The organism is Natrarchaeobius chitinivorans, from assembly GCF_003841505.1.
In the GTDB taxonomy this organism is placed as follows: domain Archaea; phylum Halobacteriota; class Halobacteria; order Halobacteriales; family Natrialbaceae; genus Natrarchaeobius; species Natrarchaeobius chitinivorans.
This window is the reverse complement of sequence record NZ_REGA01000008.1, coordinates 105,308-132,221: the sequence shown is the minus strand read 5'-3', so window position 1 is coordinate 132,221 and position 26,914 is coordinate 105,308. Positions and strand designations below refer to the sequence as shown.

General features: G+C 63.1%; 28 protein-coding genes. 14 read left to right on the top strand and 14 right to left on the bottom strand.

The window, feature by feature from the left end:
• Nucleotides 1–141 precede the first annotated feature (141 nt).
• Both EA473_RS11025 and EA473_RS11020 read left to right on the top strand, forming a co-directional pair.
• Entirely contained in the window at nucleotides 142–1,131 is a 990-nt protein-coding gene (locus EA473_RS11025; RefSeq protein ID WP_124195720.1) for an aldo/keto reductase, read from the top strand.
• Between the two features lie 54 nt (nucleotides 1,132–1,185).
• Nucleotides 1,186–1,818 carry a rubrerythrin family protein gene (locus tag EA473_RS11020; protein WP_124195719.1) on the top strand — a complete coding sequence of 211 codons (633 nt, stop codon included), beginning with the start codon at nucleotides 1,186–1,188 and terminating at the stop codon, nucleotides 1,816–1,818.
• 144 nt (nucleotides 1,819–1,962) lie between these two features.
• On the opposite strand, the gene thiM is transcribed toward EA473_RS11020, so the two are convergent.
• The 3 genes from thiM to EA473_RS11005 form a co-directional block, all read right to left on the bottom strand.
• The gene (thiM, locus tag EA473_RS11015) at nucleotides 1,963–2,796 is read right to left on the bottom strand and encodes a hydroxyethylthiazole kinase (protein ID WP_124195718.1); all 834 of its coding nucleotides are present in this window, start codon (nucleotides 2,794–2,796) and stop codon (nucleotides 1,963–1,965) included.
• The gene (thiE, locus tag EA473_RS11010; RefSeq protein ID WP_124195717.1) at nucleotides 2,793–3,458 is read right to left on the bottom strand and encodes a thiamine phosphate synthase; all 666 of its coding nucleotides are present in this window, start codon (nucleotides 3,456–3,458) and stop codon (nucleotides 2,793–2,795) included. The genes thiM and thiE overlap by 4 nt, the downstream gene beginning before the upstream one ends.
• Before the next feature lie 63 nt (nucleotides 3,459–3,521).
• A complete protein-coding gene (locus tag EA473_RS11005) occupies nucleotides 3,522–4,130 on the bottom strand; it encodes a GNAT family N-acetyltransferase (RefSeq protein WP_124195716.1) in 609 nt (202 codons plus the stop codon).
• Nucleotides 4,131–4,282: 152 nt separating this feature from the next.
• On the opposite strand from EA473_RS11005, the gene EA473_RS11000 reads away from it, so the two are divergent.
• Nucleotides 4,283–6,040, top strand: a complete 1,758-nt coding sequence (locus EA473_RS11000; protein ID WP_124195715.1) for a GAF domain-containing protein — start codon at nucleotides 4,283–4,285, stop codon at nucleotides 6,038–6,040.
• A gap of 95 nt (nucleotides 6,041–6,135) precedes the next feature.
• On the opposite strand, the gene EA473_RS10995 is transcribed toward EA473_RS11000, so the two are convergent.
• Nucleotides 6,136–7,140: a replication factor C small subunit gene (locus tag EA473_RS10995; RefSeq protein ID WP_124195714.1), complete on the bottom strand. Its 1,005-nt coding sequence runs from the start codon at nucleotides 7,138–7,140 to the stop codon at nucleotides 6,136–6,138.
• A gap of 136 nt (nucleotides 7,141–7,276) precedes the next feature.
• On the opposite strand from EA473_RS10995, the gene EA473_RS10990 reads away from it, so the two are divergent.
• The 4 genes from EA473_RS10990 to EA473_RS10975 all read left to right on the top strand — a co-directional run bounded on the left by EA473_RS10990 (nucleotide 7,277) and on the right by EA473_RS10975 (nucleotide 9,844).
• Nucleotides 7,277–8,368: a bactofilin family protein gene (locus EA473_RS10990; RefSeq protein ID WP_124195713.1), complete on the top strand. Its 1,092-nt coding sequence runs from the start codon at nucleotides 7,277–7,279 to the stop codon at nucleotides 8,366–8,368.
• Nucleotides 8,369–8,436: 68 nt separating this feature from the next.
• Nucleotides 8,437–8,649: a ubiquitin-like small modifier protein SAMP2 gene (gene samp2, locus EA473_RS10985; RefSeq protein ID WP_124195712.1), complete on the top strand. Its 213-nt coding sequence runs from the start codon at nucleotides 8,437–8,439 to the stop codon at nucleotides 8,647–8,649.
• Between the two features lie 123 nt (nucleotides 8,650–8,772).
• Nucleotides 8,773–9,258: a GNAT family N-acetyltransferase gene (locus EA473_RS10980; protein ID WP_124195711.1), complete on the top strand. Its 486-nt coding sequence runs from the start codon at nucleotides 8,773–8,775 to the stop codon at nucleotides 9,256–9,258.
• 274 nt (nucleotides 9,259–9,532) lie between these two features.
• Nucleotides 9,533–9,844: a DUF7521 family protein gene (locus EA473_RS10975; protein WP_124195710.1), complete on the top strand. Its 312-nt coding sequence runs from the start codon at nucleotides 9,533–9,535 to the stop codon at nucleotides 9,842–9,844.
• 204 nt (nucleotides 9,845–10,048) lie between these two features.
• Here the strand turns inward: EA473_RS10975 and EA473_RS10970 are convergent, their stop codons facing one another.
• The 3 genes from EA473_RS10970 to EA473_RS10965 form a co-directional block, all read right to left on the bottom strand.
• Nucleotides 10,049–12,493, bottom strand: a complete 2,445-nt coding sequence (locus EA473_RS10970) for an ATP-dependent DNA helicase (protein WP_124195709.1) — start codon at nucleotides 12,491–12,493, stop codon at nucleotides 10,049–10,051.
• 307 nt (nucleotides 12,494–12,800) lie between these two features.
• Complete coding sequence (locus EA473_RS23070; RefSeq protein ID WP_279387658.1) at nucleotides 12,801–12,935, bottom strand: hypothetical protein; 135 nt, start codon at nucleotides 12,933–12,935, stop codon at nucleotides 12,801–12,803.
• A gap of 423 nt (nucleotides 12,936–13,358) precedes the next feature.
• On the bottom strand, nucleotides 13,359–14,324 hold the full coding sequence (locus EA473_RS10965; protein ID WP_124195708.1) for an alpha/beta hydrolase: 966 nt from the start codon (nucleotides 14,322–14,324) through the stop codon (nucleotides 13,359–13,361).
• Between the two features lie 441 nt (nucleotides 14,325–14,765).
• Here EA473_RS10965 and EA473_RS22270 point away from each other — a divergent pair, with 441 nt between their 5' ends.
• Entirely contained in the window at nucleotides 14,766–14,918 is a 153-nt protein-coding gene (locus tag EA473_RS22270) for a C2H2-type zinc finger protein (RefSeq protein ID WP_165875263.1), read from the top strand.
• Between the two features lie 665 nt (nucleotides 14,919–15,583).
• On the opposite strand, the gene EA473_RS10960 is transcribed toward EA473_RS22270, so the two are convergent.
• The gene (locus EA473_RS10960) at nucleotides 15,584–16,543 is read right to left on the bottom strand and encodes a CPBP family intramembrane glutamic endopeptidase (protein ID WP_124195707.1); all 960 of its coding nucleotides are present in this window, start codon (nucleotides 16,541–16,543) and stop codon (nucleotides 15,584–15,586) included.
• Nucleotides 16,544–16,693: 150 nt separating this feature from the next.
• Here EA473_RS10960 and EA473_RS10955 point away from each other — a divergent pair, with 150 nt between their 5' ends.
• Together EA473_RS10955 and EA473_RS10950 are read left to right on the top strand one after the other, a co-directional pair.
• On the top strand, nucleotides 16,694–17,278 hold the full coding sequence (locus tag EA473_RS10955) for a DUF1684 domain-containing protein (RefSeq protein ID WP_124195706.1): 585 nt from the start codon (nucleotides 16,694–16,696) through the stop codon (nucleotides 17,276–17,278).
• A gap of 164 nt (nucleotides 17,279–17,442) precedes the next feature.
• A complete protein-coding gene (locus EA473_RS10950) occupies nucleotides 17,443–17,823 on the top strand; it encodes a 2Fe-2S iron-sulfur cluster-binding protein (RefSeq protein WP_124195705.1) in 381 nt (126 codons plus the stop codon).
• A gap of 123 nt (nucleotides 17,824–17,946) precedes the next feature.
• Here EA473_RS10950 and EA473_RS10945 read toward each other — a convergent pair whose 3' ends face one another.
• Nucleotides 17,947–18,627 (bottom strand): class I SAM-dependent methyltransferase, encoded by a 681-nt coding sequence (locus EA473_RS10945; protein ID WP_124195704.1) that lies wholly within the window; start codon nucleotides 18,625–18,627, stop codon nucleotides 17,947–17,949.
• Between the two features lie 353 nt (nucleotides 18,628–18,980).
• On the opposite strand from EA473_RS10945, the gene EA473_RS10940 reads away from it, so the two are divergent.
• The 4 genes from EA473_RS10940 (at nucleotide 18,981) to EA473_RS10925 (ending at nucleotide 23,135) form a co-directional block, all read left to right on the top strand.
• Complete coding sequence (locus EA473_RS10940; RefSeq protein ID WP_124195703.1) at nucleotides 18,981–20,243, top strand: extracellular solute-binding protein; 1,263 nt, start codon at nucleotides 18,981–18,983, stop codon at nucleotides 20,241–20,243.
• Between the two features lie 151 nt (nucleotides 20,244–20,394).
• On the top strand, nucleotides 20,395–22,017 hold the full coding sequence (locus EA473_RS10935) for an ABC transporter permease (RefSeq protein WP_124195702.1): 1,623 nt from the start codon (nucleotides 20,395–20,397) through the stop codon (nucleotides 22,015–22,017).
• Between the two features lie 98 nt (nucleotides 22,018–22,115).
• On the top strand, nucleotides 22,116–22,694 hold the full coding sequence (locus EA473_RS10930) for a DUF7090 family protein (RefSeq protein WP_124195701.1): 579 nt from the start codon (nucleotides 22,116–22,118) through the stop codon (nucleotides 22,692–22,694).
• A 99-nt stretch (nucleotides 22,695–22,793) separates the two neighbouring features.
• Entirely contained in the window at nucleotides 22,794–23,135 is a 342-nt protein-coding gene (locus EA473_RS10925) for a nucleoside triphosphate pyrophosphohydrolase (RefSeq protein ID WP_243645232.1), read from the top strand.
• Between the two features lie 31 nt (nucleotides 23,136–23,166).
• Here EA473_RS10925 and EA473_RS10920 read toward each other — a convergent pair whose 3' ends face one another.
• The 5 genes from EA473_RS10920 to EA473_RS10905 all read right to left on the bottom strand — a co-directional run bounded on the left by EA473_RS10920 (nucleotide 23,167) and on the right by EA473_RS10905 (nucleotide 26,293).
• Complete coding sequence (locus EA473_RS10920) at nucleotides 23,167–23,949, bottom strand: DUF7089 family protein (protein WP_124195700.1); 783 nt, start codon at nucleotides 23,947–23,949, stop codon at nucleotides 23,167–23,169.
• On the bottom strand, nucleotides 23,949–24,038 hold the full coding sequence (locus EA473_RS23235) for an adenosine deaminase (protein ID WP_394341307.1): 90 nt from the start codon (nucleotides 24,036–24,038) through the stop codon (nucleotides 23,949–23,951). The genes EA473_RS10920 and EA473_RS23235 overlap by 1 nt, the downstream gene beginning before the upstream one ends.
• A gap of 342 nt (nucleotides 24,039–24,380) precedes the next feature.
• Nucleotides 24,381–25,247 carry an OapC/ArvC family zinc-ribbon domain-containing protein gene (locus tag EA473_RS10915; protein ID WP_124195699.1) on the bottom strand — a complete coding sequence of 289 codons (867 nt, stop codon included), beginning with the start codon at nucleotides 25,245–25,247 and terminating at the stop codon, nucleotides 24,381–24,383.
• Nucleotides 25,247–25,648: a DUF2073 domain-containing protein gene (locus EA473_RS10910; RefSeq protein ID WP_124195698.1), complete on the bottom strand. Its 402-nt coding sequence runs from the start codon at nucleotides 25,646–25,648 to the stop codon at nucleotides 25,247–25,249. The genes EA473_RS10915 and EA473_RS10910 overlap by 1 nt, the downstream gene beginning before the upstream one ends.
• Before the next feature lie 6 nt (nucleotides 25,649–25,654).
• Complete coding sequence (locus EA473_RS10905) at nucleotides 25,655–26,293, bottom strand: Era-like GTP-binding protein (RefSeq protein ID WP_124195697.1); 639 nt, start codon at nucleotides 26,291–26,293, stop codon at nucleotides 25,655–25,657.
• Nucleotides 26,294–26,914: the final 621 nt, after the last annotated feature.

The following is a 26,914-nucleotide window of genomic DNA, read 5'->3' as shown; positions in this document are numbered from 1 at the left end:
GGCAAAGTGATGGAGCCTGCAAGTGAAGAGACGCCGGCCGGACACCCATCCGGTCAGGTGATTCCGCGTCGGCGGGAACGCCGCCACTGGAGCGTTTGCCTCGGACCGAAAGCGTATTTCACCGGAGCAACACGTTTCCGTATGAACTACCGACGGCTCGGTTCGACCGGGCACGCCGTTTCGGAGATCGGTCTCGGAACGTGGAACATCGGCGGCGAATGGGGGGACGTCTCCGACGAAACCGGACGGGACGTCGTTCGAGCCGCCCTCGACGCCGACATCGACTTCCTCGACACCGCGGACGTCTACGGCGACGGGCGCAGCGAGCGCCACATCGGTCACGTCCTCGAGGAACGAGACGCGACGGACGACGTCTTCGTCGCGACCAAGGCCGGGCGTCGTCTCGATCCCCACGAAGCGGATCGCTACGCGTACGACGAACTCGCCCCGTTCGTCGACCGGAGTCGCGAATACCTCGGTCAGGAGACGCTCGACCTCCTCCAGTTGCACTGTCCGCCGGCCGACGCGTACTACCAGCCATCGACGTTCGAGGCGCTCGAGCGCTTCGTCGACGAGGGGAGGATCGCTCACGCGGGCGTCAGCGTCGAACGAGTCGAGGAGGCTCTGAAAGCGATCGAGTACGACGTCGTCGACACCGTCCAGATCATCTTCAATCCGTTCCGCCAGCGGCCCAAGGAGCTGTTTTTCGAACGGGCCCGAATGGAAGACGTGGGCGTGATCGTCCGGGTTCCATACGCCTCGGGACTGCTGACCGGCGCGCTCGAGCGCGACCAGACGTTCGCCGAGGACGACCACCGCAACTTCAACCGCGAGGGGGAGGCGTTCGACGTCGGCGAGACGTTCGCCGGCGTCCCCTACGAGACGGGCCACGACGCCGTCGACGCTCTCGAGTCCCACGTCCCAGCCGGCCTGACGCTCGCAGATCTCACGCTCCGGTGGATTCTCGACCACGAGGCTGTCTCGACCGTCATTCCGGGAACGACCTCGCCGGACCACGTCCGGAGCAACGCGGCCGTCTCGGATCTCGAGAGGTTGCCGAATCGCGTCCACGGCGCGGTCAGGGACGTCTACGAGGAGTTCGTCTCCGATCACGTTCACCATCGCTGGTAACGCCGGCCCACCCGCGACGACAGGTCTAACTCGAGTCCCCGCGAACGAACCTGCATGACCGACGCCGACGCCTTCGTCGAAACCGTCCGCGAGGAGAACCAGACAGCCCTCTCGAGACTCGGTTCGTCGAAGTCGCTGTACGCCGACACCGGCGGGGACATCGAAACGGAACCGGTACTCGAGGCGACTGCGGACGCCGAACACGCCGCACGGAAAACGTTCGAGCAGTGGGCGAACGACGAACCCCACGAGGGCGCACGCGAGGCGTTCGAGATCACCGCGGCGGAAGAACTGGACCACTTCGAGACCGTCGTCGATCACCTCGGCGACGAATACGAGCCCCAGCAAGTACCGGCGCTACACGAGTACCTGCGTGGACTCGAGTCGACGAACGAACGCGTCGGCGCGTTCGTCGGACGTATCCTCGCGAGCAAACGCTCGAAAGAGCAGGTCGTCGGCTATTTCGTCGGCGACGCCGACCCACAGACCGCCGGCGTCTTCCGCGAATTCGGCGACGATCTGGACGGGCAACTCGAGCGGGCGACGGAGCTCGTAGCGGAGGTGTGTGCGGACGAAGACGATCGAAAGCACGCGCTCGCGGCGGCGACGGGTGCGATCGAAGCCGCCTACGGCGAGTACGTCGAGAATCTGGAGGCGATGGGCGCGAACCCGAAGCCGGTCTGTTGATCGGCTACGCCAGAAACCGGTGACACATCCGTCTCGTACCGTCGGACAGAACTATTTGAAGATCGGTCGCTCTCCTGCGGCCGTCTCCGACGGCGACGGCCGCGAATTCGCGATCGACGTCTCACTGACTTCTGTCCGACAGTATCACACGACGCGTTCGACCCGTTCGGAGAGGTCGAGATCGTCCACGGCCTCGGGAGTGAATCCGGCGACGGTGTCGTGGAAGTTCGTCCGGTAGCTCGCCGGGCCGTCGTGTGGCAACTCGGTCGCCCGTTCGCCCGCGACGTCGAACGCGAGCGTGCCCTGAAGGGCCGCCGCGTGGCTGTCCTCGAGGGCCGCGTCGAACACCGCGAGCGTCCCGCCGAGCATACAGCCGGTGCCGACGATTTCGCCGAGCATCCCGTGGCCGGCAGTAAGTCGGTAGGCGCTATCGGAGTCGGCGACGATGTCCTCGACGCCGGAGGCCACGACGGTCGCCCCGGTCGAATCGGCGAGCGAGCGGGCGGTCCGTTCGATCTCCTCGTAGTCGCCGACGGATTCGACTCCTTTTACTTCGGCTTCGACACCGGCGAGGGCGCTGATTTCGCCGTAGTTTCCCTTGATTATCGAAAAGTCGAGGTCCGAGAGGAGCCGCTTTGCGACCGAATCGCGCGACGGCGTCGCACCGACACCGACGGGATCGAGGACGATCGGAACTCCACGATCGGAGCCTCGAGAACCGGCCTCGAGCGCCGCTTCGACTTTCGTCTCCGGAATCTGGCCGATGTTGATCAGGAGCGCGCTCGCGATATCCGCCATCTCTTCGGCGTCACCGGGAGAGTCGGCCATCACCGGAAGAGCACCCCAGTGGAGAATCAGGTTCGCCACGTCGTTCATCGTCACCTCGTTGGTCACCGACTGGACCAGCGGCTCCGTCTCGGCGATCGACCGAAGCGATGCTCCGAGTTCGTCCGGCGTAACGTCGATGGAGTCACTCATTCGTCGTGACGTTCGCTCCCGAGTTGCTTCCCGGTTTCGACGGCCTCCACGAGGCCCGCGGCCGCGGCTCGCGGATCGTCGGCCGTCGTGATCTCCGAGATGACGGCGACGCCGGCCGCGCCGGCTTCGACGACCGGGGTCGCGTTGTCAACTGTCACGCCGCCGATTCCGACGATCGGAATCGACACGGCGTCGGCGATCGCGGCCACTCGTTCTGGGCCGACGCCGTCTTTCTCCGATGCGACGTCCTTCGAGGTGGTGCCGTATATCGTGCCGACGCCGAGGTAGTCCGCGCCGTCGGCTTCGGCGCGTTCGGCCTGCTCGACTGTCGACGTCGAACAGCCGACGATCGCATCCGAACCGAGCAGGTCCCGGGCGACCGCGACCGGGAGGTCCGACTGGCCGACGTGGACGCCGTCGGCGTCGATCGCATCGGCGATGTCGACTCGGTCGTTGACGATCAGATCGACGCCCGCCTCCGCCGTTATCTCACGTAATTCCAGCCCCAACTCGTACCGAAACCGAGCGTCGGTGTCTTTCTCCCGGAGCTGGACGACGTCGATCCCGCCGGCGACGGCCTCCCGAACGATCCGACCGGTCGATCGCCCCCTCGAGAGCGACTCCTGCGTGACGAGGTAGGTTCCCCAGTTCGGGTAGTTCACACCGCGTATTCGACGACGGGCGCACTAATCGGCTTCGAACGATCGGCTCGAACCTACTCAGCATCAATCGAACGGCTCGAGTGCGGATTCCCCGGTTCTGAGGATGGATTTCCACCCCGGCTTCGTACGGAGTTTCGAAACCGGTGCGATCGGATCCGGATCGGCCGTCTTTTCGGTAATCGGTCGACGCCACCAGGCGACGTCCCGCCAGTCGCCGTCCGTGTGTCCGATCGCGGGAAACTCCACCAGGCGCTCGAACCCCAGCCGCTCGTGAAACCGGACCGTCCCAGGGTTGGGAACCGTCGTTACCGCGTAGGCGTCGCGAACGCCCTGGTGCTCGAGGATCGCGAACAGCGACTCGTAGAGGCCGGTTCCGACGCCCGATTCGCGGGCGTCGTCGGCCACGTAGACGGAGAGTTCGACGACCCACTGGTAGGCGCGACGAGATCGTAACCGGCTCGCGTAGGCGTAGCCGACGACCGCGCCGTCGCGCTCGCAAACGAGCCACGGGTACGTCTCGAGGGTCGACTCGATCCGATCGGCCAGTTCAGCTTCGCTCGGGGCGGTCTCCTCGAATGTGATCGGCGTCGATTCGCAGTAGGGGGCGTATATCTCCCGAACGGCGGCTGCATCCGTCGCTCGTGCGATGCGAATTCGGCCCGTCGAATCCATGTCCGTGGGTTCGCGTGGCGAGGAATAAATCCGCGGAAGAATCGGTGCGATAGCTGACGAACGGCCGTCACGAATCTCGTCAGACAGCAATCGTTTCGGATGCACATTTATCGGGGTGGCGGAACAGATTCGGATAGAAGATCCGCATCGCCATGAACGAGCCGCCACGATCACGCCCGCGTACCGTCCTCTATCTCACCGCAAGCGACGCCACCGCCCGCGACGCGGCCGCGCTCGAGGACCTCCCCTCGGGTCCCGACCGAACGATCGCGTCGCTGTCGACGAACGATGTCGATCGCCTTCGCGACTGGGCACCGGACGCCGATTGCGTCGTCTTCGCCGAGACGCCGACGACCGATGCAGGGTCGAACCTGCTCGAAGTCGCCGACGCGTGCGGTTCGACGCCAGTCGTCCTCTTTACCGACGCATCGTACGCGCCAACCGCCGCACGGGCGACCGACGGAGTCGACGGCTACGTCAGACGGGACACCGAAGACGCCCTCGAACACCTCGCAGACGAGATCGAATGGGTCTGTGGCGACGACCGCGGGGACGAATCCGACGCCGATCCGATCGCGATGCCCGGCGAGCGGTCCGTAGCGGACGCCGAACCGGCAGACCGGCTCCTCGAGTCGCTGGCAACGGTAGCGTTCGAGCGCGAGCGCGATCGACTCTTCGAGTTGCTCGTCCACGACGTTTCGGGGGCCTTCGAGACCGATTACTGCTGGCTGTCGACGGTCCACTTCGGGACGTTCACGACTCGAGCGCGGACGGCGGCCGTTCCCGACGACGTCGACGGCGTCTCTCGCGACGGCCCCCTCGAGACGGTACTCGAGAGCGGCGAGCCGATTCTGCTCGAGGATCGCGAGAGCGACGAGTTGCCGATCGACGAGAGACAGCGGTCGGCGTGTTGCGTTCCGATCGGCGACGCCGGCGTTCTTTGCGTCGCCGACGAGCAGCCGGGGACGTTCGACGGCCGTGACTGTGACCTCCTCGCGGCGTACGGTCGCTGCGCCGGAGCGACCCTCGAGCGGATCGAAACCGAATCACAGCTCGCAAGCGAGCGCGATCGACTGCGCCGAGAGCGGGGAAAGCTTCAGGAACGGCGGGACCAGCTGGTGGACGACAGAACCGAACTTCAGGCGGAACGAGATCGGCTCGCTTCGGAACTGGATCGACTCGAGGCCGAACGGGATCGGCTCGTCGCACAACGGGAGCAACTCCACACAAAACGAGATCGACTCGAAACCGAACGGGATCGCGCTCGAGTCGCGTTCGAGCGGCTCCCGGTTCCGGCCGTGCGGTACGAAATCGACGACGGACGACCGGTCGTCCGGAACGTCACGGAGTGTCTCGTCGACGTCTTCGACGTCGAGCGCGAGACGATCCTCGACGCGTCTCCAGACGAACTCGTGGCCGGAGCGAATCCAGATGCGCCGGAGCCGACGCTGCTCGAGGCGATCCAACGAGGCGAGCGCCGTCGATACACCGCCGACGTCGAAACCGCAAACGGGCTCCGAGAGTTCCGACTCCTCGTGACCCCACTCGAGACGGCGAACGGCCGAGGTGGCGAAGCCGACAGGGATCCCGAGGGGGTGATCGTCTACAGGGACGTCACGCCGAGACGCCGTCGCGAACGGGAGTTGGCCGCGGCCGAAACGCGACTGGAGACGATCGCCGAACTGATCGACGACGAGGTCCGCCGGCCGCTGAACGTGGCCCGTGGCTTCCTCGAACTGGCGGAAGCGACCGGCGACGAGGAACACTTCGAAGAGGTCGAGAGCGCACAGGATCGGCTCCTGGAATGTATCGACCGGCTGAGCGAGAGCGCACGAGCCGAACCGGAACGGGGAGAGCGATCGGAACGGGGAGAACGATCAGAGCGCGACGTCGACGCGGTTGAAGAGTGACTGATCGGCTCGATCAGGCCGACTGAAAGTGACTGATCAGCTCGGTCGGACACGACTGAAGAGTGACCGATCAGCCCGGTCGGACGCCGTCTCGGTCAGTCAGTTTCGGACGGGGCGCCCTCGAGCGCAAGTGAGGCCAGCATCGCCTCGAGTTGCAACCGTTCGCTTGCCCCCTCCGTGATGCGGTAGTCGACCTCGCCGAGTCGCTCGAGCAGTCGCACCGTCGCCTGCTCGGGGAGGTCGAACTCCCAGGCCGAACGGTGAAGCTGATCGATCACGTCGCCGCCAGCAAGTCCGCGATCCGTAAGCAGATCCTCGAGCGCGGCGCGGGCGGCGGTGAAGTCGCCGTCGATGGCGTGGTTTACCATCGCCTCGACCTCTTCGGGCCGGGCAGTCGCGGTGATCGCGAAGACGGTCTCCTCGTCGACGGTTTCGCCCATGACGGCGGCGGCCTGCAGGCCGTTGATCGCCTTGCGCATGTCGCCGTCGGCCGCGTAGACGAGCGCGTCGACGCCGTCGTCGGTCACCTCGATGTCCTCGGTCGTCGCGATCTCTCGGATCTGGGCGTCGATCGCATCCTCGGAGAGCTGGGTGAACCGGAAAACGGCACACCGAGACTGGATCGGGTCGATGATCTGACTCGAGTAGTTACACGAGAGGATGAATCGGGTGTTGTTCGAGAACTGCTCCATCGTCCGTCGGAGCGCCGACTGGGCGTCGGAAGTGAGTGCGTCGGCCTCGTCCAGGAAGATGATGCGGTGGTCGTAGCCGCCGAACGACGAGCGCGCGAAGTCCTTGATTCGATCCCGGACGACGTCGATCCCGCGCTGGTCGGAGGCGTTGAGCTCGAGGAAGTTCTCACGCCAATCGTCGTCGTACACCTCGCGGGCGATGGCCTGGGCTGTGGTGGTTTTTCCCGTTCCGGCCGGCCCCGCAAACATGAGGTGGGGGAGGTCGTCCTGTTCCACGTACCGCTCGAGGCGGGGAACGATGTTCTCGTGGCCCTTGACCTCGTCGAGGCGCTCCGGCCGGTACTTCTCGATCCAGACTTCGGTCTTGCCGGGAGTCGGTTCTACCGCCTCGGCGTCGGCCTCGCTCATACCCGTCCAACGAGCGGACGGAAAATAAATCGACCGAAGGCGAGCGTCCCCTCGGTGACAGAATCGCGCAACCGAACCGTTCTATATCCTGATACCTGTGTGTCACGTTTTTGGCGTTGCTCGAGGGAGAAAGCGTATGGACATCGGGACCGCTCGAGGCCGGCGAACGGCCCTGCTCCTCGCGTTCGCGCTCGTGTTCTGTGTCGCAGTCCCCGGAACCGCGGTTGCCCAGTCGGAATCGCAGGTCGGCGGGACGGTCGTCGTCGAGGAGGGCGAAACGATCGACGAACTCGAAGCGTTCGCGGGGACGGTGGTCGTCGAGGGAACCGTCACGGGTGACGTAAGCGCCGTCGGGGGCGACGTCCGGATCGACGGCGACGTCGGCGGCGACCTCGAGGCGGTCGGCGGGAGCGCCACCGTCGCCGGGAACGTCGACGGCGATCTCGAGGCCGCGACTGGAACGCTCTCGATCGAGGAAGACGGGACTGTCGGAGGAGACCTCTCGGCCGGCGCGGGGACCGTCGTGATCGACGGAACCGTCGACGGCAACGCGGCGGTCGGTGCGGAGACGATTCGGCTCGGGGACGACGCCGCTATCGCCGGCGACCTCCGGTACGGCGGCACGTTGGAGGGGAACACCGACGCGGTCGCCGGCGAGATTCGTCAGGAGACGACGTGGGGCTGGGGGGACGAGACGGGGTTCGAAACGGTCTTCTCCTGGCTGTTCTCGGCTTACGTTCTCGCACTGAATCTGGTTCTCGGCGCGGCGTTGTTGCTCGTCTTTCCTCGCTTCTCAGGCGGCGTCGCCGATCACGTGGCGAACGATCCCCTGCGAACCGGGCTCGTCGGCCTCGGAGCCCTCGTCGGTGTCCCCGTTTTGTTGGTCGCGATTGCGGTCACGATCGTCGGGCTTCCGATCTCGTTCGTCGGCGGGTTCGCGTTCGCCCTGGCGATCTGGATCGCGATCGTTTACGGTCGCTTCGCCGTCGCGGCGTGGGTCCTCTCGCTCGTCGACGTGCACAATCGCTGGGTCGCGCTCGTCGTCGGGTTGGTCGCCGGTGCCCTCGTCGTCCAGATTCCCTATTTCGGGAGCCTGATCAACCTGCTCGTCCTCCTGCTCGGACTCGGGGCGCTCGCTCGAGGCCTCTACGCTCGTCGGCAATCGGTACGGAGACGAGAGCGGGATCCGCGGGGCGGCGTCGGCCCGGAGGAGCCATCGGCTGACTGATCGGTTGGGAAGTATCCCGAGCACGCCGCGAGCGACGCGCTCAAGTTCGTCCTCTCGTAACTGCTGGTATGCGGGTCACCGTCGACGTCAAGGGCGAAGACACCCACGAACTCGAACTCGAGCGGACGGACGGGTCTCCGCCAACGTACGCGAGTCTCCTCGCCGAGGTCGGCCTCAGCCCCCACGAGGTGAGCGTTCTCGTCGACGGCCGCCCGGTTCCAGAAGATCAACCGGTCGAAAGCGATCACGTCACCGTCCTCAGACTCATCAAAGGCGGGTAGGCCAGTTCGATCGCGACGAAAGCGGGGACGATACCCACGAAACCGGGGAACCGACACCCACGAAATCGGGCGTCGAAAGCTCCGCCGTTTTGCCGATCCGCGTCCTACCCCGTTTACGCTGCGATGTCACCCTACGTTCGAACCGCGACTGACGACGACGCCCTCGAGGTGAGACGCATCCTCGACGCTGCGATGCTCGAGCCGGGGGACATCGAGGGTCGAATCGCAGCCGACGACGTCCTCGTGGCGGGGGACCGTCGGGGACGATCCACCACGAGCGAGCGCTCGAGTTCGGGCTCGCAGCCGACTGGTGGGCCGAATTCCGCCGGCGGGTCCGAGCGGATCCTCGGAGCGCTCGTCCTCGAGCCAGTCGTCGAGGAGACGGGCGCACACGTTTCCGCTGTCGGCGTTCGCCGTCGCCACCGGAATCGCGGAATCGGTCGCGCGCTGGTCGAGCGAGCGCTCGAGCGCGAAGGGCGGCTAACGGTCCGGTTCGACGATCGGGTCCGGCCGTTCTACGAGTCCCTCGGGTTTTCGATCGAGCCGATCGACGACAGACGACATCACGGCGTCGCCGTAGAGACGGGGCGAACGTACGAACAGGACTGATGCGGTCTCCCGTTCCGGTCTGCGGCGTGATATCGGGACAATCTGGACGTTCTGGAACTACCAGCCGGTCGTACTGGAACTGTCGACACCGGATCTGACGAACGATTTTCTCTCCCGGACGACGTTTGCCGAACATATTCATCGTGGTTCCCCTCGAGTGAGAAGGACGGTCGTTACTGAAGGATCCGGACCGCGAATCGACCGGTATCGAGTCGATCGATCCAATCGAGTTCCGGCCGCTCGAGATCGGATCGCGACCGATCCGGTGAGACCCATGGACGAGTATACGCTAATCATCGCGGTCGCCAACACCGCAACGCTGCTGACGGGCGGTGCCGTAGCGACGTTTTCCTACAGGGCGTATCGGAGAACCGGATCGCGATCCCTCAAGGCGGTCGCTGCCGGATTCGTGTTCATCGTCGTCGGCTCCGTCGTCGGCGGCGTCGTACACCTCCTCGAGGGGAACGTGGCACTCGGCGTCGCGATCCAGAGTTCGTTCGTCGCGGGCGGATTCGGGATCCTGCTGTACTCGTTGTACGTCGAGACGGCGACGACGCGAACGGAGACGGTGGCGGTCACGGAGTGACGACGGCGGTTCGCCGGGACGGGGAAGACGACGTCGGTTCGTCGGGTGAGGAAAACGACGTCGGTTCGCCGGGTGAGGAAAACGACGTCGGTTCGTCGGGTGAGGAAAACGACGTCGGTTCGTCGGGTGAGGAAAACGACGTCGGTTCGTCGGGTGAGGAAAACGACGTCGTGGACCGTCCGAATCCACCCGTTCCGAAGGGAGCTACGGCGAGTATTCCGGCTCGAGTTTCGATCGGAACCGATCGAGGCCCAGTTCGAGCATGTCCGGACTCACGGGCTGGAACTCGCCGTCGTCGGGCAGGTACGGTCGGACCGAGTCCCAGCTCTCACGAGCGTAGCGTTCGTCCAGCAGGACGCGGACGCCGACGTCCTCGGGAGAGCGGATGACCCGGCCGACCGCCTGGCGCGCCTTTCTGACCGCAGGGATCAACAGCGCGTAGGTGAACCCGTCCTCGAACTCGTCGTCGTACGCTCGACGGACGGCCTTCGTTCGGGGGCTCGCGGTGTTGACGATCGGAACGCCACAGACGACCGCTGCCGAGAGTCTGTCGCCGCTGTAATCGACCCCCTCGGTGAGCGTCCCGCGGAGGCTCGTGACGAGGACCTTCCCCTCACCGTCGAAGAACTGGGATTTGAGCGCCTCCGTGGCCTCGTCGCCGCTCGAGGCGTCGAGCAAGACGGGTTTCTCGAGGCAATCCTCGAGGGCCCCGGCGATCCACTCCGCTTCCGCGTAACTCGGCATTCCGACGAGGACGTTCCCGGGAAGGCGACCGACCCGGGAGACGGCGTCGACGTAGTGAGCTCGCGTGGAGTTCTCGTCACCCCGTGTCGAACTCCCGTCTCCCGGGCTCGAGGCTCCGCCTCCCGGCGGCCCCCGGTTTTCGTAGGTGAACTTCGGCGCGGCGACCGCGAAGCTCTCCCGGTTCTCCTCTGGGAAGTGCAGCCCGTAGCGGCGCGTAACCACCGGCCGATCTTCCTCGCGGTCGAGATACTCCAGTCCCGTCACCTCGGTAAACGCGTCCATCGGCTCGAGGGTCGCACTCATCAGGATTCCGCCGCCGAAAGCAGCGAGTCGTGACCCGATGGCGTCGCTCGGGACGCAGTTGTGAAGGGCGAGGCGAGCGGTGTAGGCGCGTCGCCACGAGTCGGCCGGTTCGGTCTCGTTCCACGTCCGCTCGAGTTCGATCTCGCGAAAGTAGTCGGTGTGTCCACACCGGTACCACTCGCCGAGGACGCGGCCGACCGACGGCGCGGCCCGCGTCCGCTCTTCGTCTTCGGCTTCGTTCAGGATCCGGGCGGCGACGGCTCCGACGGCCTCGGCTCGAACCCAGTCCGCGTCGCCGTAGCCCGCCTCGCGCGCCCACGCCGTGAGGTCGTCCTCGGCGGGTTGGGCCGGATCGCGAAGAGGGATTTCGTCGTCCGAGAGGTCGGTGAGATCCGACTTCCACGCCCCGTGGTTTCGGTCGAGGTGGGCGGTCACCCGTCGATCGAGTTCGCCCCGGATATCCCGGAGGAACTCGAGTGTACGGTTGAGGTCCTCGTAGGAGACGTCGGTATCGTTCAGTTCGGCTCGCACGAGGTCGGCGTCGGCGGTCTTCGACCCGCCCTCGGCCTGGCGACCCTCGCGTTCGAACTTCACCGGCTGGATCACCCGCGAGAGTTCGGTTTCGGCGTCCCGAAGCGTCGCGTCGGCGATCCCGTCGCTGACCAGATCGCGAACGCGGGGCTCGAGCATGTGCGCTTCGTCGCAGACGACGAACGTCGACTCGTCGAGCAACGCGCCGGTAAAGGAGCCGACGGTTCGGGGGTCGAAGGCGTGGTAGTAGTTGCCGACGACGACCTCGGCGTGTCCGAGGAGGGCACCCATCACCGAGTGTGGACAGGTACCGTGACGTATCGAGCGGGCGACGAGGTCCTCCGGCGTGACCATTCCGGCACCGGTAAAATCGAACGGGACAGCCTCGGCCGCGTCGCCCTCGCTCCCCTCCTCCGGGAGATCCTCGAGGTACTGCGCGTAGAACGGACAGTACTCGGTTTCGACCCCGGCGGCTCCGCCGTCGCTGTACGTCGGCAGATCGGGCGGGTACGGCGTCGGTTCGCCCGCGGTCTCGAGGAAGTTCGCGCCGCCGCCACGATCCCCGCTGTCGGCCAGTCCGATCTGCTGGCTGCGGGCCCCCGCGGCCAGGCTGGCCGCGGTCGTCTCCCCGCCCTCACCGGAGAGGTCCCGCGTCCGGTCCCGAAGCGTCTCACACCGGTCGTAGACGTTTCCGTCGTCGATCCCGCCCGCACCCTCGCGGTTGTACGGACAGACGTCCGCCTTGCCGACGAGCGTGAGTCCGGACACCGGATCCCAGCCGCCTGGCAGGTTCTCGTTTATCGTCTCGAGGTCGGCCTCGAACTGGCGCAGTTGCTGTTTGACGCTCGTGAGGACGAAGACGCGCTCGTAGTCCGTCTCGGGATCGCGCACGAGATCGATGCCGGCGGTGAGCGCGATCATCGTCTTTCCGGTCCCACAGGCACCCTCGACGACCGTGTAGCCGCCGTCTCGAGCCGTCTCGAGGACGGTCTCGATACCATCGACCTGCTGGTCGTAGGGTCGGGCGTGACCGAAGATCGAGCGCCAGTCCATGACTCTCCCCGTACTCATCGTCGGTCGGCCATAGCGTTGACGGAGTCGTGCCTCGCCATCGGATATAAACTGTCGGCTCGAGTGTGAGGAGTGTTCGGACGATCTCTCTGGTTATACGAGACACTGGAGAAAACCTACGGCGTTACAGTAGTTGCCTCGGTTGTCTCGACCGTATCGAGATAACGACCGAGACAACAATCGTCGCTTGGCTACTTCAGCAACTACTGTAGTAACAACTGCAACGATTTACACACCCATCGCCGACTCGGCTGGCGATCGGGTGTGGGCTGACGTGCAGTGGCTACTGTGTTTAGTCGTGGCTAGCTCAAGCTGCGATACCGAGCTTTTCGAGTTCTTCACTCGAATACTCGGCACGGAGTTCGTCCGTGCTGTGTTCAGTGACGATTTCTTTTCGCTCGCTTTCCGAGAGGTCGTCGACGGATTCGAAGCAGTGACACATTCCGTCTGGAACGTGGGTTTTGGAGAGTATAAGCCCTGTTAGTATCCGGAACAGGATTGTGTAATAACAGATAGGAGTTGGCAACACGTAGTAAATTTCTGAATTCAGTTGTTAACTAAGTGCGAATCCGAACTATCCTGAACGGTCCCGATGAGGTGCTCGACGAGCCGACGAGACGTATCTATTCGATGGGGTAAAATACAGCCGTTGTCCGTCGGACGGTAGAATCCAATATGCAGCACCGAACTTTGTTTGGGTAGTGGAGATTCAGCCGCAAATCGCTAGATCTTTGCACTACAGCGGTCCTAAGTCACCTCTATCAGTTCATACCTGAAGCGCCACTACGTTGCCGTGGGACATTCGCGCCCTGTAGTCAGCAGAGACCGATCGTTCGTGCTGCGATGTTACTGTGTCGGCGATCGATCAGGCCGAGGGCGACACTGTGAGGTGGCGGTTGAGGAACTCGATCTGGTCGCCAACCACCTCCTCGAACGCATCGAGGAACCCGTCGAAGTGGCCGACAGGGTAACGGCGTAACTCGCCGCGGGGTGCTCGGTCGGCAGCTCGTTCGATCGGCCCGACTGGCGCTATCGTGTCCTTGGTGCCGAGACAGAACAACAGCGGGCAACCCACGTTTGGGACGTCGTGCACCGGGCGGATCTCCGCGAGTGGCTGGCTCGGCTTCGCGAGGAACTCGTTACGCCAAGTGGAGTCCTCCGCACACACGGCGGCGAAGCCGGGTTCCGCCTCCGGCTGGTTCAACACGGCCGGCGACCCGGGCGGCCCGGTCACGCGCATCCGCAGCGGCCGACGGCCCATCGCGGCGCGTGCTGCTGCGGCTATTAGCCGCGCGTTGGTGCGCAGCCCGTACTCTCGTGCCGCCGCCAATCCGTCGATAATCGGGAACATCGAGACAGCCGCTGCCACCCGGTCGTCGTTTGCGGCGACGTGGACGGCGTGTCCACCGCCGAACGAGAACCCCCACGTCGCGATCCGGTCGGCGTCGATTCCCTCGAGCGATCGTGCGAAGTCTATGGCGGCGGTGAGGTCGGCGCGCTGGCGCTGGTAGTCGATCAACTGACGGGGCTCGCCATCGCTGTCCCCGAGATGACGGAAGTCGAACGTCAGCGTCGCGATTCCCGCGGCTGCGAAGCGTTCGGCGAAGTAGGGGAGCCCGTCGCGGCGAGTCAGGCTGAAGCCATTGCCCATCACGACACAGGGTATGTCGACCTCGGTGGGGCCGTCGGGACGATACAGCGAGGCGGCGCACTCTTCATCGTCCGACCGGAAGCGCAATTCTTTCGCCTCCCCGGCGATCTTGGTACTGCCGGTAGTGTCGGTCGGGTGGGGTTCTGTCTCTTCGTCGCTTTCCGGCGTTGTGTCTGTCATGGATCCTCCCTCCTTTGGCGAGCATTCATTACAACACTCACAGCGCCGACCACACATTTCCTGTCTAACGAACGCCCGGGGTGAATTCGTGGTCGAATGTATTAACTGTTTCATCATAATTGAACAATTTGACTATTATTGTCGGCTATGGAGGAATCAAACACACCTCCGTTACCTGCTTCTCCCGTCCTGAGCGTTCAGCCTTCCGCGTCTATTGCCCCTCAGTCCGTGCAACATTCGCGCCCTCTCTTCAGTAACAACTGCAACGATTTACACACTGATCGCCGACTCGTCTGGCGATCGGGTGTACAATGACTTGCAGTGGGCACTATAACGCCCGTATGATGAGAACCCACGTATCGAAGTTAATACGTTATGTCGGGATTTTTCGCGCTGTCTTAACAATCCTTTTTATGGTGTCGCGTCCACGTTAACAACGCAATGGCAGTCAAATGTTCAACGTGCGACGAAGAGTTCGAATCGGCAGCGGGACTAACCCAACACCTTCCGCTCCACCACCACACCTGTGGAGTCTGCAGCGAGGAGTTCGACGATACAGAGTCGCTGCGCGACCACATCCACGAATCGCACTAACAGAACAACCCCTCTAATCGCTGTCAAGCCCAAGGACAGCGTTCCTGACGGTATCCACGTCCGGACAAGATATACGCCATATTTGCACGATATTCTGAACGCCGTTCAATGCTGATAGACCGTTCAACGTTCAATAAACTGCCCTACGTGTCTGGATGTTCGCTGGAGAAGTCAGTGTAATCAATGCTGTCAGAAGACGCCTACGTCATCCCTTCCCGTGTGATCTGAACAGCACTAAAAGCGAGAGGATGTGATGGCAGCCAACGGCCAGTCACCCGCTTTCCTCGATCACTGCCACCCCGAGCGGTCCGGAGTGCCGTAGCGAGTGCTGGATGCATCCTGATCGTTCTCGAGTTCGATGACCGTCGTCTCGAGCACTGATACGGTTTACTGTAAGTCATTTCCGGCGCAACCGCCGCCCGGGTCGCGGTTGCGCCGGTAAATCGTTACAGCAATCCGTATGACTCCCAGTGGGGGCAGATCACCGTGCCGTCGGTCCGCTTCGTACGAACGTCGGTACCACAGTCGCAGTTGGTGGTGAGTTGTACGACCATGTGTAGCTCCGCATGGTGGCAGGTTATTCAGTAGCAGGGTTCGGACACTGGGTTGGGTTTCCAGTACTCACTTCAGCGATGATGCCGGTCGAGGTCGGGTCAGGCCCGGGACTACACGTCGTGTTCGCCCGATTCGACGTCAACGTCGACCGATTCGGCGTCGGAATCCGCTCGAGGCCCGCCCGTGGCGTCGTCCTCGAGTGCCCAGTCGCGCTCGAGGTCGGGCGCACCGGTGACGGCGATAACGACGGCCACGGCCGCGAACACCAAGATGCCCACCGCGCCGACGGGGTTGACGATCAGTTCCGACCCGCCCTGTGCGAAGACGAACATGGTCGCGGCGAAGGCGTTGAACGTCCCGTGGAAGACCGTCGGTGCGAGGACGGATCTGGCGCGGACCGTGACGTAGGTGTACACCGGTGACATCGTGAGCGTGGCGGCGGTCATAACGGCGACGCCGAGGACCGGGTTGTTCGGATAGTTGTACCCCTCGAGGATGACCGGCGCGTGCCAGAGCCCCCAGAGGACGCCGATGATCGCCGACGCGCCCCAGAAACCGAGCGGGGCGAGTTCCGTGAGGAGGACGCCCCGCCAGCCGAACTCCTCGCCGAACGCGAAGACGGCGTTGATCGTCGCGCCGAAAACGAGCGCGGCGACGACTGTGATCAGAAGGTTGAGCGGCCACTCCGGGAGCGACGGACCGACGGGGGCGTCCGCGTCACCCCCTTCGGGCGCGAACTCCGTTCCCTCGCCGGTGAGCGGGTTCGCGTCGGGGACGAACTCGACGCCGGGAAGGAGTATCGAGAGGCCGGTACCGATCAGTATCAGGACGATCGGCGCGACGGCGGCGACGGCGAGCCATCGATACTCGTTCCACGGGAACCGAAGGCCCGCCCGTTCGAACGACGGTGTCGCGACGATACACGTGAGGATACCGGCGAGCATCGGCGTGAACATGTACGCGGGCGCGAGGGCGATCATGCTCACGCCGACGAACTGCGAGACGGCCACGAACGCACTCGAGAGCGCGATGAGCGATCCGAGGAAGATCAGGAGTGGGTGACGATCCATCGCGTGTTCGTCCCGGGAGATACGCGCGATGCTGTAATGTAGCTGTGTATTTTACATCGTTCGTTCGGTGGAATCGCGACGGGTATCGGCGGTGCATTGATGGGACCCGCAAAGCGCAACCCCTTCCCGTCCGGCACCGCTACACCGGGTATGACCGAATCGTTCGAGGGCGACGCCGTCGACCAGTGGCGAACCGAACTCGAGGAAAAACGAGCCGAGAAAGACGAGTTCTTCGCCGAGCACCCCCAGTCGCCGATTCCCCCCGACGAACGGGAGACGTTCGACGGACTCGAGTACTTCGGCCCGGATCCGTCCTACCGCGTGAACGCGACGGTCGAGAGCCACGACGACCCCGATGTCGTGTTGATGGACACGACCGCAGGTCGGGAGATGCGATATCTCCGCGTCGCGACACTCTCGTTCGACCTCGAGCGCGCGGACGACGACCTCGAGGACGGAACGTTCGAACTGGCTGCCTACCGACTCGAGAATCCGAACGAGCGGCAGTTGTTCGTCCCGTTCCGGGACAAGACGACCGGGCAACAGAGCTACGAGGGCGGTCGGTACATGGAACTCGCACCGGAGCAGGACCTCGAAGACGGAGACGAGATCGTCGTCGACTTCAACCTCGCGTACACGCCGTTCTGTGCCTACAGCGAGACCTACGACTGTCCCCTTCCACCCGAGGAAAACTGGCTCGAGATCGCGGTTCCCGCCGGCGAACGCTTCGAGTGAGACGGTCGCGACGTCCTCGGATCGCGAGAGCGTACGTTCACGTCCCAGAATCGAAAACGTTCCACGCGAAGTGTTCGTTCACACTGGACCCCGAAACTGTCTGTTCACACTGACGGACCTTGAGGACCCACAGAGACTTGTTCTTTGCTAGCACACATCCATATATGCCGACGATACACTACGACGGGGAGCGACTCGAGTGCGACCGAGGGGAGATTCTCCGGGATGCGTTGCTGAATGCGGGGCTGTCGCCACACAACGGTGCGGCAACGCGGCTCAATTGCGGCGGTCGCGCGACGTGTGGCACCTGTGCCGTCCGAATCGATGGTGACGTGAGCGAACCGTCGGCGGCAGAGCGTCGACGGCTCGGGATTCCACCCCTGCGAGGCCAGGACGACCTGCGGTTGTCCTGTCAGACCGAGGTGCTCGGAGACGTCGACGTGAGGAAGGGTGACGGCCTGTGGGGCCAGCGAGAGCGAGTGGAGGAACCGCGCGGATCGATCGAGTCCGACGAGCGAACCGACACGCCGGATTCGACCCAGTGAACGAGGGGCTGACTGGAAATACGTCCCACTGCGGGATCGAAACCGGAGAGTTCCCGCTCAGCGTGCGTACTCGAACGCAGACGGCGATCGATAGCCCGACTTCGAAGTTCGCTCGAGTGGAAATCAGGGGGCGACACCGACCGTGAGCAGCGTACCGTACTCGCGGTAGCGCTCGACCATCTCTTCTCGGCTGTCCCAGTCGTCGGTCGGGAATTCGTCGGCGTCGGGGATCGTGATCTCGCGATCCGGAACGTTGTCCTGTTCTGCGACGTAGAGGCCAGCATCGTGGAAGGCGCTCCGATACTGGTCGCGATCCCAGCGAGTCATCGGAATCGAGATCGATTCCTGCCACGCGTGAGAGTAAACGTTCTCCTCGTAGTAGTTGACTGCACAGTAGAAGGTCCCACCCGGCCGGAGGATTCTGGCGATCTCCTCGAGGGTGTGGTGTGGATCCGCCGCGTAGTAAAACGCCTCCATCGACCAGACGTGGTCGATCGAGTCGGCGGCGAACGGAAGCGAGTCGAAATCGCCGACGAGATAGCCGACACCGGGATCGGCGGTGTAGCCGGCGGCGTTTCGCGCCATCTCCGGTGCGCCGTCCAGACCGTAGACGCGGCCGGCACCCTTCGTCTCCCGTAAGGCTCGCCCGGCGTATCCGCTGCCACAGCCGAGGTCGAGGACAACGTCGCCCGGTTCGATCGGCATCCGCGCCAGCGCGTGTTTCGCGGTGTGCCAGTGGCGTTCTTCCATCCCTCTGTCTTTCCCGCTCGCCGCCCACTCGTCGAACTCCTCGCGGACGCTCATATCCGTCGTTCGAGCAGAAACGCCTTCCCCGTTACGGGTTCCCGGTCGGCGCTCGAGCCGTCTTCGAGGGTACAACGTCGCGAGCCGGACCCGATCGACCGGAACGCGAGGTGATTGACATCGGCCGAGGCGCAAGATGGCCGGTGGCTCGAGCCGTCTTTCTCCGGGAACTCAAGCCGACCGACAGACTCTTTAGGATAGCCTAAAAAGTAGTGTGCAGGGGTTTAGGTCAGCCAAAACCGTGGGCATCATCGAGGCTGACGACCCTCGAGCGGTAGCTGCCGCCGCGTTTTTTCCGAACCGACGACGAACATCGGAAGCTATATGTGTTTTAGGTCGACCTAAAACTAGACATGGTACGACGCGACAGCAGTCAGACGCCTCGAACGACCAGTCGACGACCGTTTCTCGCCCTGGCAGGCGCCGCCGTCGCCGGAACGACCGGGATCGCAGGCTGTCTCGGGGACGAGAACGGCAACGGCAGTGGTAACGGCGGAAGTGACGACGGCGGCAACGGCGGTGGCAACGGCGGAAGTGACGACGGTGGCAACGGCAACGGAGACGCCGGGGGCACAACTGTCGCCGACGCCGAGCCGCTTGCCAGCCCGGTCGACCCGAGCGGGGTTTCCTGGGACGATCTCGGCGATCTCGAGGGTGATATCACTGTCTACTCCGGTCGAACTCGCGACCAGATCGATCTGGTGTTCGAAGAACTCGAGAACGAGTACGACGGACTCGAAATCCACCGAAATTACGACGACAACGACGTGCAGGTCAATCAACTGGTCCAGGAAGGCGACGCAACACCAGCAGACGTGTTCTACTCACAGGACCCAGGAGCGCTCGGTGCGGTCCACGACGAGGGCCTCGTCCAGGAGCTTCCGGAAGACGTCGTCGACACCGTTCCCGAGAGCTACCGCGAACCCGGCGGACACTGGACCGGCGTCAGCGGACGCGTCCGTTCGATCATGTACAACGAGGATCGCCTGGACGAAACGCCGTTCGATAGCTGGGACGAGCTTCCGACGGACATCTTCGCGTACGCGGAAGACGATCGATTCAAGGGCATCATCTCGACGCGTCCGAACTCCGGAACGTTCCGCGGGTTCATTCAGGCGATGGTCGACCTCGAAGGCGAAGAGGCGACGCGACAGTGGGTTCGGGACTTCATGGATCAGGACCCACAGCTGTTTTCGGGTGGGAGCAGCCAGGCCGCAGCCGTCGAACAGGGCGGTGACGACGACCCGATCATCGGGCTCGGCAACAGCTACTACGCCGCGCGACTGGTTAACGAGGATCCTGACTCGCCGATCCGGGTGACGTTTACGGAAGACGACCCAGGAAGCCTGTTCAGCGTCGCGGGCGTCGCCGCCACGAACAGCGTCGAGGACCCCGAACTTGTCGCCGAATTCGTTCGTCACCTCGTCGCCGTGGAAGGACAGGAGTTCATGATGGACGCCAACGGCGAATTCCCCGTCGTCGAAGGCGTCGATTACGTCGGCCCGCTACCCAGCCCCGACGAGCTCAACTCGCCGACGTTCGATCTCAGCGAGTTCGACATGGAACTGCAAGAAGCCAGCGAACTTCTGGAAGACGAAGGCATGATGCCGCTATAGCGGCAGTCAGCCGTTTCGATCACCGATCGGAAACGCGGTCGCTGTCCGCAGGCGATCAGAACTGTCCGACGAGCCAATCAAGAGTTTCAAGAACGTCGAGCGCCGACCGGTCGATTACGCGAACTGATCCAATCGGTGCGCGAGACACACGATGAAATCGACAACGAACGACGCCGAGACCACACATCGATCCGATTCGATCGGTGGTCGGCTCAAGCGCATCGACCCGTGGATGGTCGGGTTGGGTGCGCTGAGTGCCATTGTCGCCTTTCTCGTCGTCACCCCGATGTTCTGGGTGGTGTGGCAAGCGTCGACGGTCGAGTTCTCACGTGCGTACAACCTCGTCGTCTCCTCACAGACCGCGCTGATCACCGCGAACAGCATCGTATTGATGTTGTCCGTCACGCTGTTTTCGATCTTGCTCGGCGTTCCGCTCGCCGTACTGACGACACGAACCGACCTCCCATATCCCCGATTTTGGACGGTCGTGGCCGCGCTCCCGCTCGTCATTCCGAGTTACATCGGCGCGATCGCGTTCGTCTCCATGTTCGGCTCGGGCGGTGAGGTCGACTCCCTGCTCGGGTTCACGCTTCCCCGCGTACACGGGCTCCGAGGCTCCGTATTCATCATCACACTGTACACGTATCCGTACGTGTTTCTGACGACCAGAGCCGCCCTCATTTCGATGGACAGTTCCCTCGTTGATGCGGCTCGCACGCTCAACGCTGGTCCGCTCGAGGCGTTCCGCCGGGTCACGTTTCCCCAGATTAGACCCGGAATCGCCGCCGGGGCGTTGCTCGCCGGTCTCTACGCGATATCGGACTTCGGAACGCCGGCGTTCATGCAAGCCAGCGTGTTTACCAGCACGATATACTGGGAGTTCAGCGGATTCGCCCCCGAGTACGCAGCGTTGCTCGCGTTACAGTTGGTGGCGATCGTCGCCGTCGTCCTCGTCATCGAAGCTGGCATCGGACGCGACGAAGACGCCAGCGGCGACACGGACGGAAGCGGGAGTACGATACGGCTCGGCAACTGGAAGTGGCCGGCGATGAGCTTCGTCTCGCTTCTCGGCTTTCTCACACTCGTCGTTCCAGTCACGATCTTTACGAGTTGGCTGTTCCGCAGCGAGGGAGACCGGATTCCGTCCCTCGAGTTTCAGTGGGAGTTCGTCTACCACTCGGTTCGGCTCGCACTCCTGGCGGCAGTGGTAGCGTGCGCGTTCGCCCTGCCGGTTGCATACTACTCCGGGCGGACGAACTCTCTGGTGTCTCGTGTCCTCGAGCGGGCAACCTACGTCGGCTTCGCCGTTCCAGGGGTCGTTATCGGACTCGCGCTGGTGTTTCTGGGAACCCGAACGTTCCCCTCGCTGTACAGACGGGGGGTCTGGCTGCTCGTGTTCGCGTACGTTATTCGATTTCTGCCACAGGCAGTCGGTACCGTCCGGTCGTCCGTCCTGCAGGTCGACAGCCGAACGATCGAGGCAGCTCGCACCCTCAACGTCGGTCGACTCGAAACGTTCCGGCGGGTTACCCTCCCCCAGATCATGCCGGGAGTGATCGCCGGCGGCATCCTCGTGTTCCTGACGACGATGAAAGAACTCCCGGTGACGTTGATGGTCGGACCCGTCGGGATGGATACGCTCGTCATCATCATCTGGGACGCCCAGGATGCGCTGGCGTATCGGTACGCGGCCATCCCGGCGCTGTTTCTCGTCCTCATCTCGGGACTCTCGATGCTGGTCTTGTTACGACAGGAAGGATCCGACCTGAGTTGACATCCGGACGGGAGTCCGGATTCCGTGCACTTCGACAACCGCGCTCGAGGCCGTGAATCCGCACTATTAAGTCGATTCCGGAAGTTGTTCAGGCCGACATGGACTATCGGCTCGAAATCGAGGGAACACCGGAGACGATTCCCGGTGGGACTGGCGTCCTCTTGCTCCACCCGAGTACCGGGGAGACCGACCGAATCGATACCGACTTTCTGAAGACGGATACCGACCACTTCCTCGTCGTCTCCACGCGAACCACTGCCCGCGAGGTCAGACAGAAACTCGAGTACTACGACGTCGACGAGGAACGCGCCGAGATCCTCGACACGCTGAGCATCGACCGCGGCTACTCCCGGCGCAAGACCGATACCGTCCACTACGTCGCCGCTCCCGACGACGTCGACGGCATCGTCGAACACATCGACGGCTTCCTCGAGTCCCACGACGGCAAACTGCGCCTCAGTTTCGACTCCGTCACCGAACTCGCCTACTACGCCGGCGACGACGACGCACTCGAGGCCGTCGACCGCATCCTCGAATTACTCGCAGAACACGACGCGGTCGGCCTCTTTCACCTCTCGGAGGAACCCCACGACCCCTCGATCGTCGAGGACTTCCGCAACCGGTTCGACGGCGTGATCGACCTCGACGAGGACGGAAGCGTCGACGCCGAATTCTGAGTTCCGGACACGGAGAACGGAATCGATCCGTATCGAATCCACCAGCGACCCACGACATCGACCGCTCCACACGCCCGAATACAGCATCGACCGATCTACATGCCCGAATACGACAAACTCGTTCGCGACCGTATCCCGGAGATCATCTACGCAAACGACCAACGACCCGAAACCCACGTCGTGGACGGCGACGAGTACGCCGACCGGCTCGCGGCCAAGCTCCGGGAGGAAGCCGTTGAGTTCGACGACTCCGAGAACTCGAGGAACTGGCGGACGTTCTCGAGGTCGTCCACGCCATCCTCGAAGCCCGCGGGGAGGGGCTATCCGATCTCGAGGAGCGACGCCGACAGAAGCGATCGGATCGCGGCGGGTTCGAGGACGGTATCGTCCTCGAGTGCGTCGACGAGTCGTAGCTCTGGATTCGAACCGGAGTGGTCGTAATTGAAACGCCGGACCCTCCTTCGAACTGCGTTCACTCGGCGAGCGAGTCGAACGTCTTCTCGGCCCACCTGATCGCGTACTCGGGAGCGTGATCGCGATACGCCTCCGTGTCGAGTGCGTCGAACGGAGCCGGTAACTCGAGGTCGTGTTTGATCGCCGCACACGCGAGTTCCGTCGCGTCGGCGAAGTCGGTCTCGCCGCGGGCGACCGCTCGAGGCAGTTCCGACACGCGGCCCTCGAGGCGGTCGCCGGCGTCGCGCCAGGCGTCCGCGAGGGCGGGTCGATCGTCTTCCCATCCCGCGAATACCTCGCGAGTATGGAGTCCGATCCAGCCGTCGTACAGCGCAGCGCCGACCTGATAGGTGTCGCCGGGCCCGAGGTCGACCGCGCGGTCGAGGTCGCGGTAGCCCTCCTCGAAGAATCCGAGGAAGTGGTCGGGTATCTCGAGGCCGAGTTCGACGAACGCCTCGGCGAGGAGGAACTCGAGGAACGGTTCGGGGGCCCCTTCGACCCGGGCCTTGATCAACACGACCGGCGGCTCGGCCTGGCGCGTCCAGACGATGCTTCCGTCACCCGGCATCCCGATCGTAAACTCCGATCCCGCGTAACGGGCGAGCAACGTCGGCGCGTCCTCCGGCAGCCACTCCGCGGGATAGGTGGCCGGCTCGAGCGCGTCGACGACGAGACCCAGTTCTTCCGCGACCTCCGGCGAGAGGGTCTCGAAGTCCCGCTCGCAGTCGAAGACCAGGGCCTCCGGCGCGTGATCGTCCCGAACCCCCTCGAGGGAACTCGAGAGGTCGTGGGCGTCGAACATCAGGCGAAGACTGTCTGGAAGACGAGCAAAAGCGACAGGACGGCCGAAATGGCGACCGTACCGACGACGATCTTGGTTGCAGTACTCATACCCGAAGCCAGTCGCCGACGTCGCTTAAATCCATCTTTCTCGGCGTCGTCGCTCGGTTTCCCCCTTGCTCGGTGTCATCCCTCGATTCGCCGGTTTCCGGCCCGTCGAGTCGTATATCGACGCCGGTGGATAGCGTCACGACTGAAACCGATCGCACACCGTCGTCGATCAATACTCTATGAAGACTGGTATCCGCAATTATCGTCATACAACCCCTCCTGTTTCGCGTAGAAACAAGCCACTAACGCACAATACAGAAGTTGTACAAGGAAGATTGTCTCGAGGGGAAACACTGGTTTGGAGAAGAAGGCTAGAGAACGGGGCGGTCGTCACCGAACGGGTTACTCGTCGCCGTCGCGCCAGGAATCCGGAACGTCGATGACGTACCGGCCGTCCTCCTGCAGGGAGATGATGTACTCCTCGCGGTTGTACAGTTCCATCAGATTGAGTTCGTACTGGCCGGGGTTGAGGATCTTGATACTCTCGAACTGCTCGTTGAGTTCGGCCCGGAGATCTTCGATCGACGGCTGATCACCGGTCGGTTCGCTGACGACGCGTCCGTTTTCCGGCGCCGCTTCGCTGTCAGGATCTGGCGGTTCCTCCGTCCCGTCTTCCGGGTCGTCATCCGAATCAGATTGCCGGCGTTCGGCCGGGGGGCGGTCGGACGCCGTCGGGAGTTCGTCCCTGGGAACGACCTCGCTTCTGGCGTCCGCCTGGGCCGACTCCTCCGTCTCAGCGAGCGTCGGCGACTCTTCACCAGCAGTTCCGTTCGAATTGGCCTCCGTCCAGTCCTGCTCGGACGCCGACGGCGGGGACGGGTCGGTTTCCGGTCGAGACCGTTTTGCTTCCGCCCGGTCTTCCGGGCGACGAGCCGTCTCGGGCCACGCCCGGTCCGAAACGTCGGACTTCTCGAGGCGATCGCTCGAGGGTTCGGTTCGGGGTCGGTCGAACTCCGAGTTCGCTTTTTGATCGGCCGATACCCAGTCGGTACCGGTTTCGGACGACGGGTCGGGCGATCCGGACCCGTCGAATCTATCCGGTTCACCTCCTTTATCGGCGATTTCACTCCGGGAGTCGGAGCGATCCGCTCCGGACGGCGTGGCGGGGGTAAACTGAAACCTGTTTCCGCCACAGTCCGGACACCCAGACAGCATCTCCTTGGAGCCGTCCGGGAACGTCCGGCCGCAGTTCGTACATTCGTGAGGCATTAGTTTCTGGACACGAGTGCGCTGATGAGCGTTTCGTCCTTGTGGAGCGTCTCGATCTGGTTTGCCGGTCCGATCACCGTCAATTTCGCTTCCGAACCGTCACTTCCCATGATCCGTCCGAGCAGTGAGGAGTCGCTACTATCCGATTTCGGGTAGGTCTCGATTTCGATCCCGTTGAACTCGTCCGGATTGATCTCCGCCATCGTCGTCTCGATGAGTTTGCTCTCTTCGTCGGGCGTCAGCCCCTCTTCCAAGATGACTATGTTGCCGTCGTGGACGCCATCGAGAATCATTCTGATCTTCTCCATGGTCGCCATACTCTCCATGCGTTCGCCGCTGATCAGATCGATCTGGATGCCGTCCGACGGATCCGTGTCGTCCGCGTTAGTTGCTTTGGGCATCGGAAATCACCCGAAGTACTCCGCGATGTTCGCGTAGACCTCGTCCATGTTTTCGCCTTCTTTTGCGGAGAGCGGAACGGTCTTGTGCTGTGGAAACGCGTCTTCGATCCGTTTGACGCTCGAGTCGTCCAGGTCGATTTTGTTCGCGAAGATGAGCACGGGGAGGTCGCGGGATTCGATGATGCCGATCAGCATCGTGTTGACCTGCGTGATCGGATCCTCCGCGCTATCGAGAACGTAGATGACGCCGTCGACGTCCTCCCGGAGCCAGTGCATCGCTTCGGCGACGCCTTCGGTTGCCTCTCGAGAGCGACGGATCGCGTCGTCTTCTTCCATCTCGTCGGTGAACTCTTCGTAGTCGACCTTCGTCGTCACGCCGGGCGTATCGACGATATCGATCGTCACCGTCTTTCCATTTCGCTCGATCTCGACGTTTTCTTTTCTACGCGCGCGACGAGTCTCGTGCGGGATGTGACTCTCAGTCCCGATGGCGTCGCCGGTCCAGTCTCGAGCGATCCGGTTCGCGAGGGTCGTTTTTCCAGCGTTCGGCGGACCATAAATACCGATTCGTTTGGGCTCCTGTTCGGAGAACAGGCGGTCCGTAGCCCGAGATATACTATCTTTGAGTTCTGTGAACAGTCCCATCGTTAGGGCCTCCAGCACACGGGGTGTGTCTGCGCGTACTACTGAACCGAACTCACTTAAGCCTACGTCAAACGAGTTGACTCTCGGACAGGAGTGAATGTTCACCACTCCATCTTTTATATGGTGGCGGTGTCGTCCGGTCACTGAATCAAACTCCCACCGAATTGATCTCGAGGTAGATGCCAGAATTCACGTCTGCGATGCCGGGGAAACTGGCTGGAATCTTCCCAGTGACTATTTTGTAGGTCGATCAATGACTAACCGGAGATCAGCCAATGACCGCTCAGAAACTCAACTGAAGATAGTCCAAACATTTAACCAGTTACCATTCAGGAGGCCGACCGTAGATAGTTCAGGTTTCCAATTAGTTGGCAGCCAGAACCGCAACCAGTTATTGACGGAGAACCGAGATTAACCACCCCCACCCCTTCGTTTCGACTGGAGAGTAACAGAGACGTCCCGTTCGATGGGCGTGAGTGAACCGTTGCTGGAAAGGGATTGTCGTGAGAACCGACGTACTGAGGGCTCTTTCGAACGATTCTGGCGGATACGACAGAACTAGTAACTTGGAAGGTATTTTCGGGTAGATCTAGTTCGATCTAGTAAATAAACCAAACCACT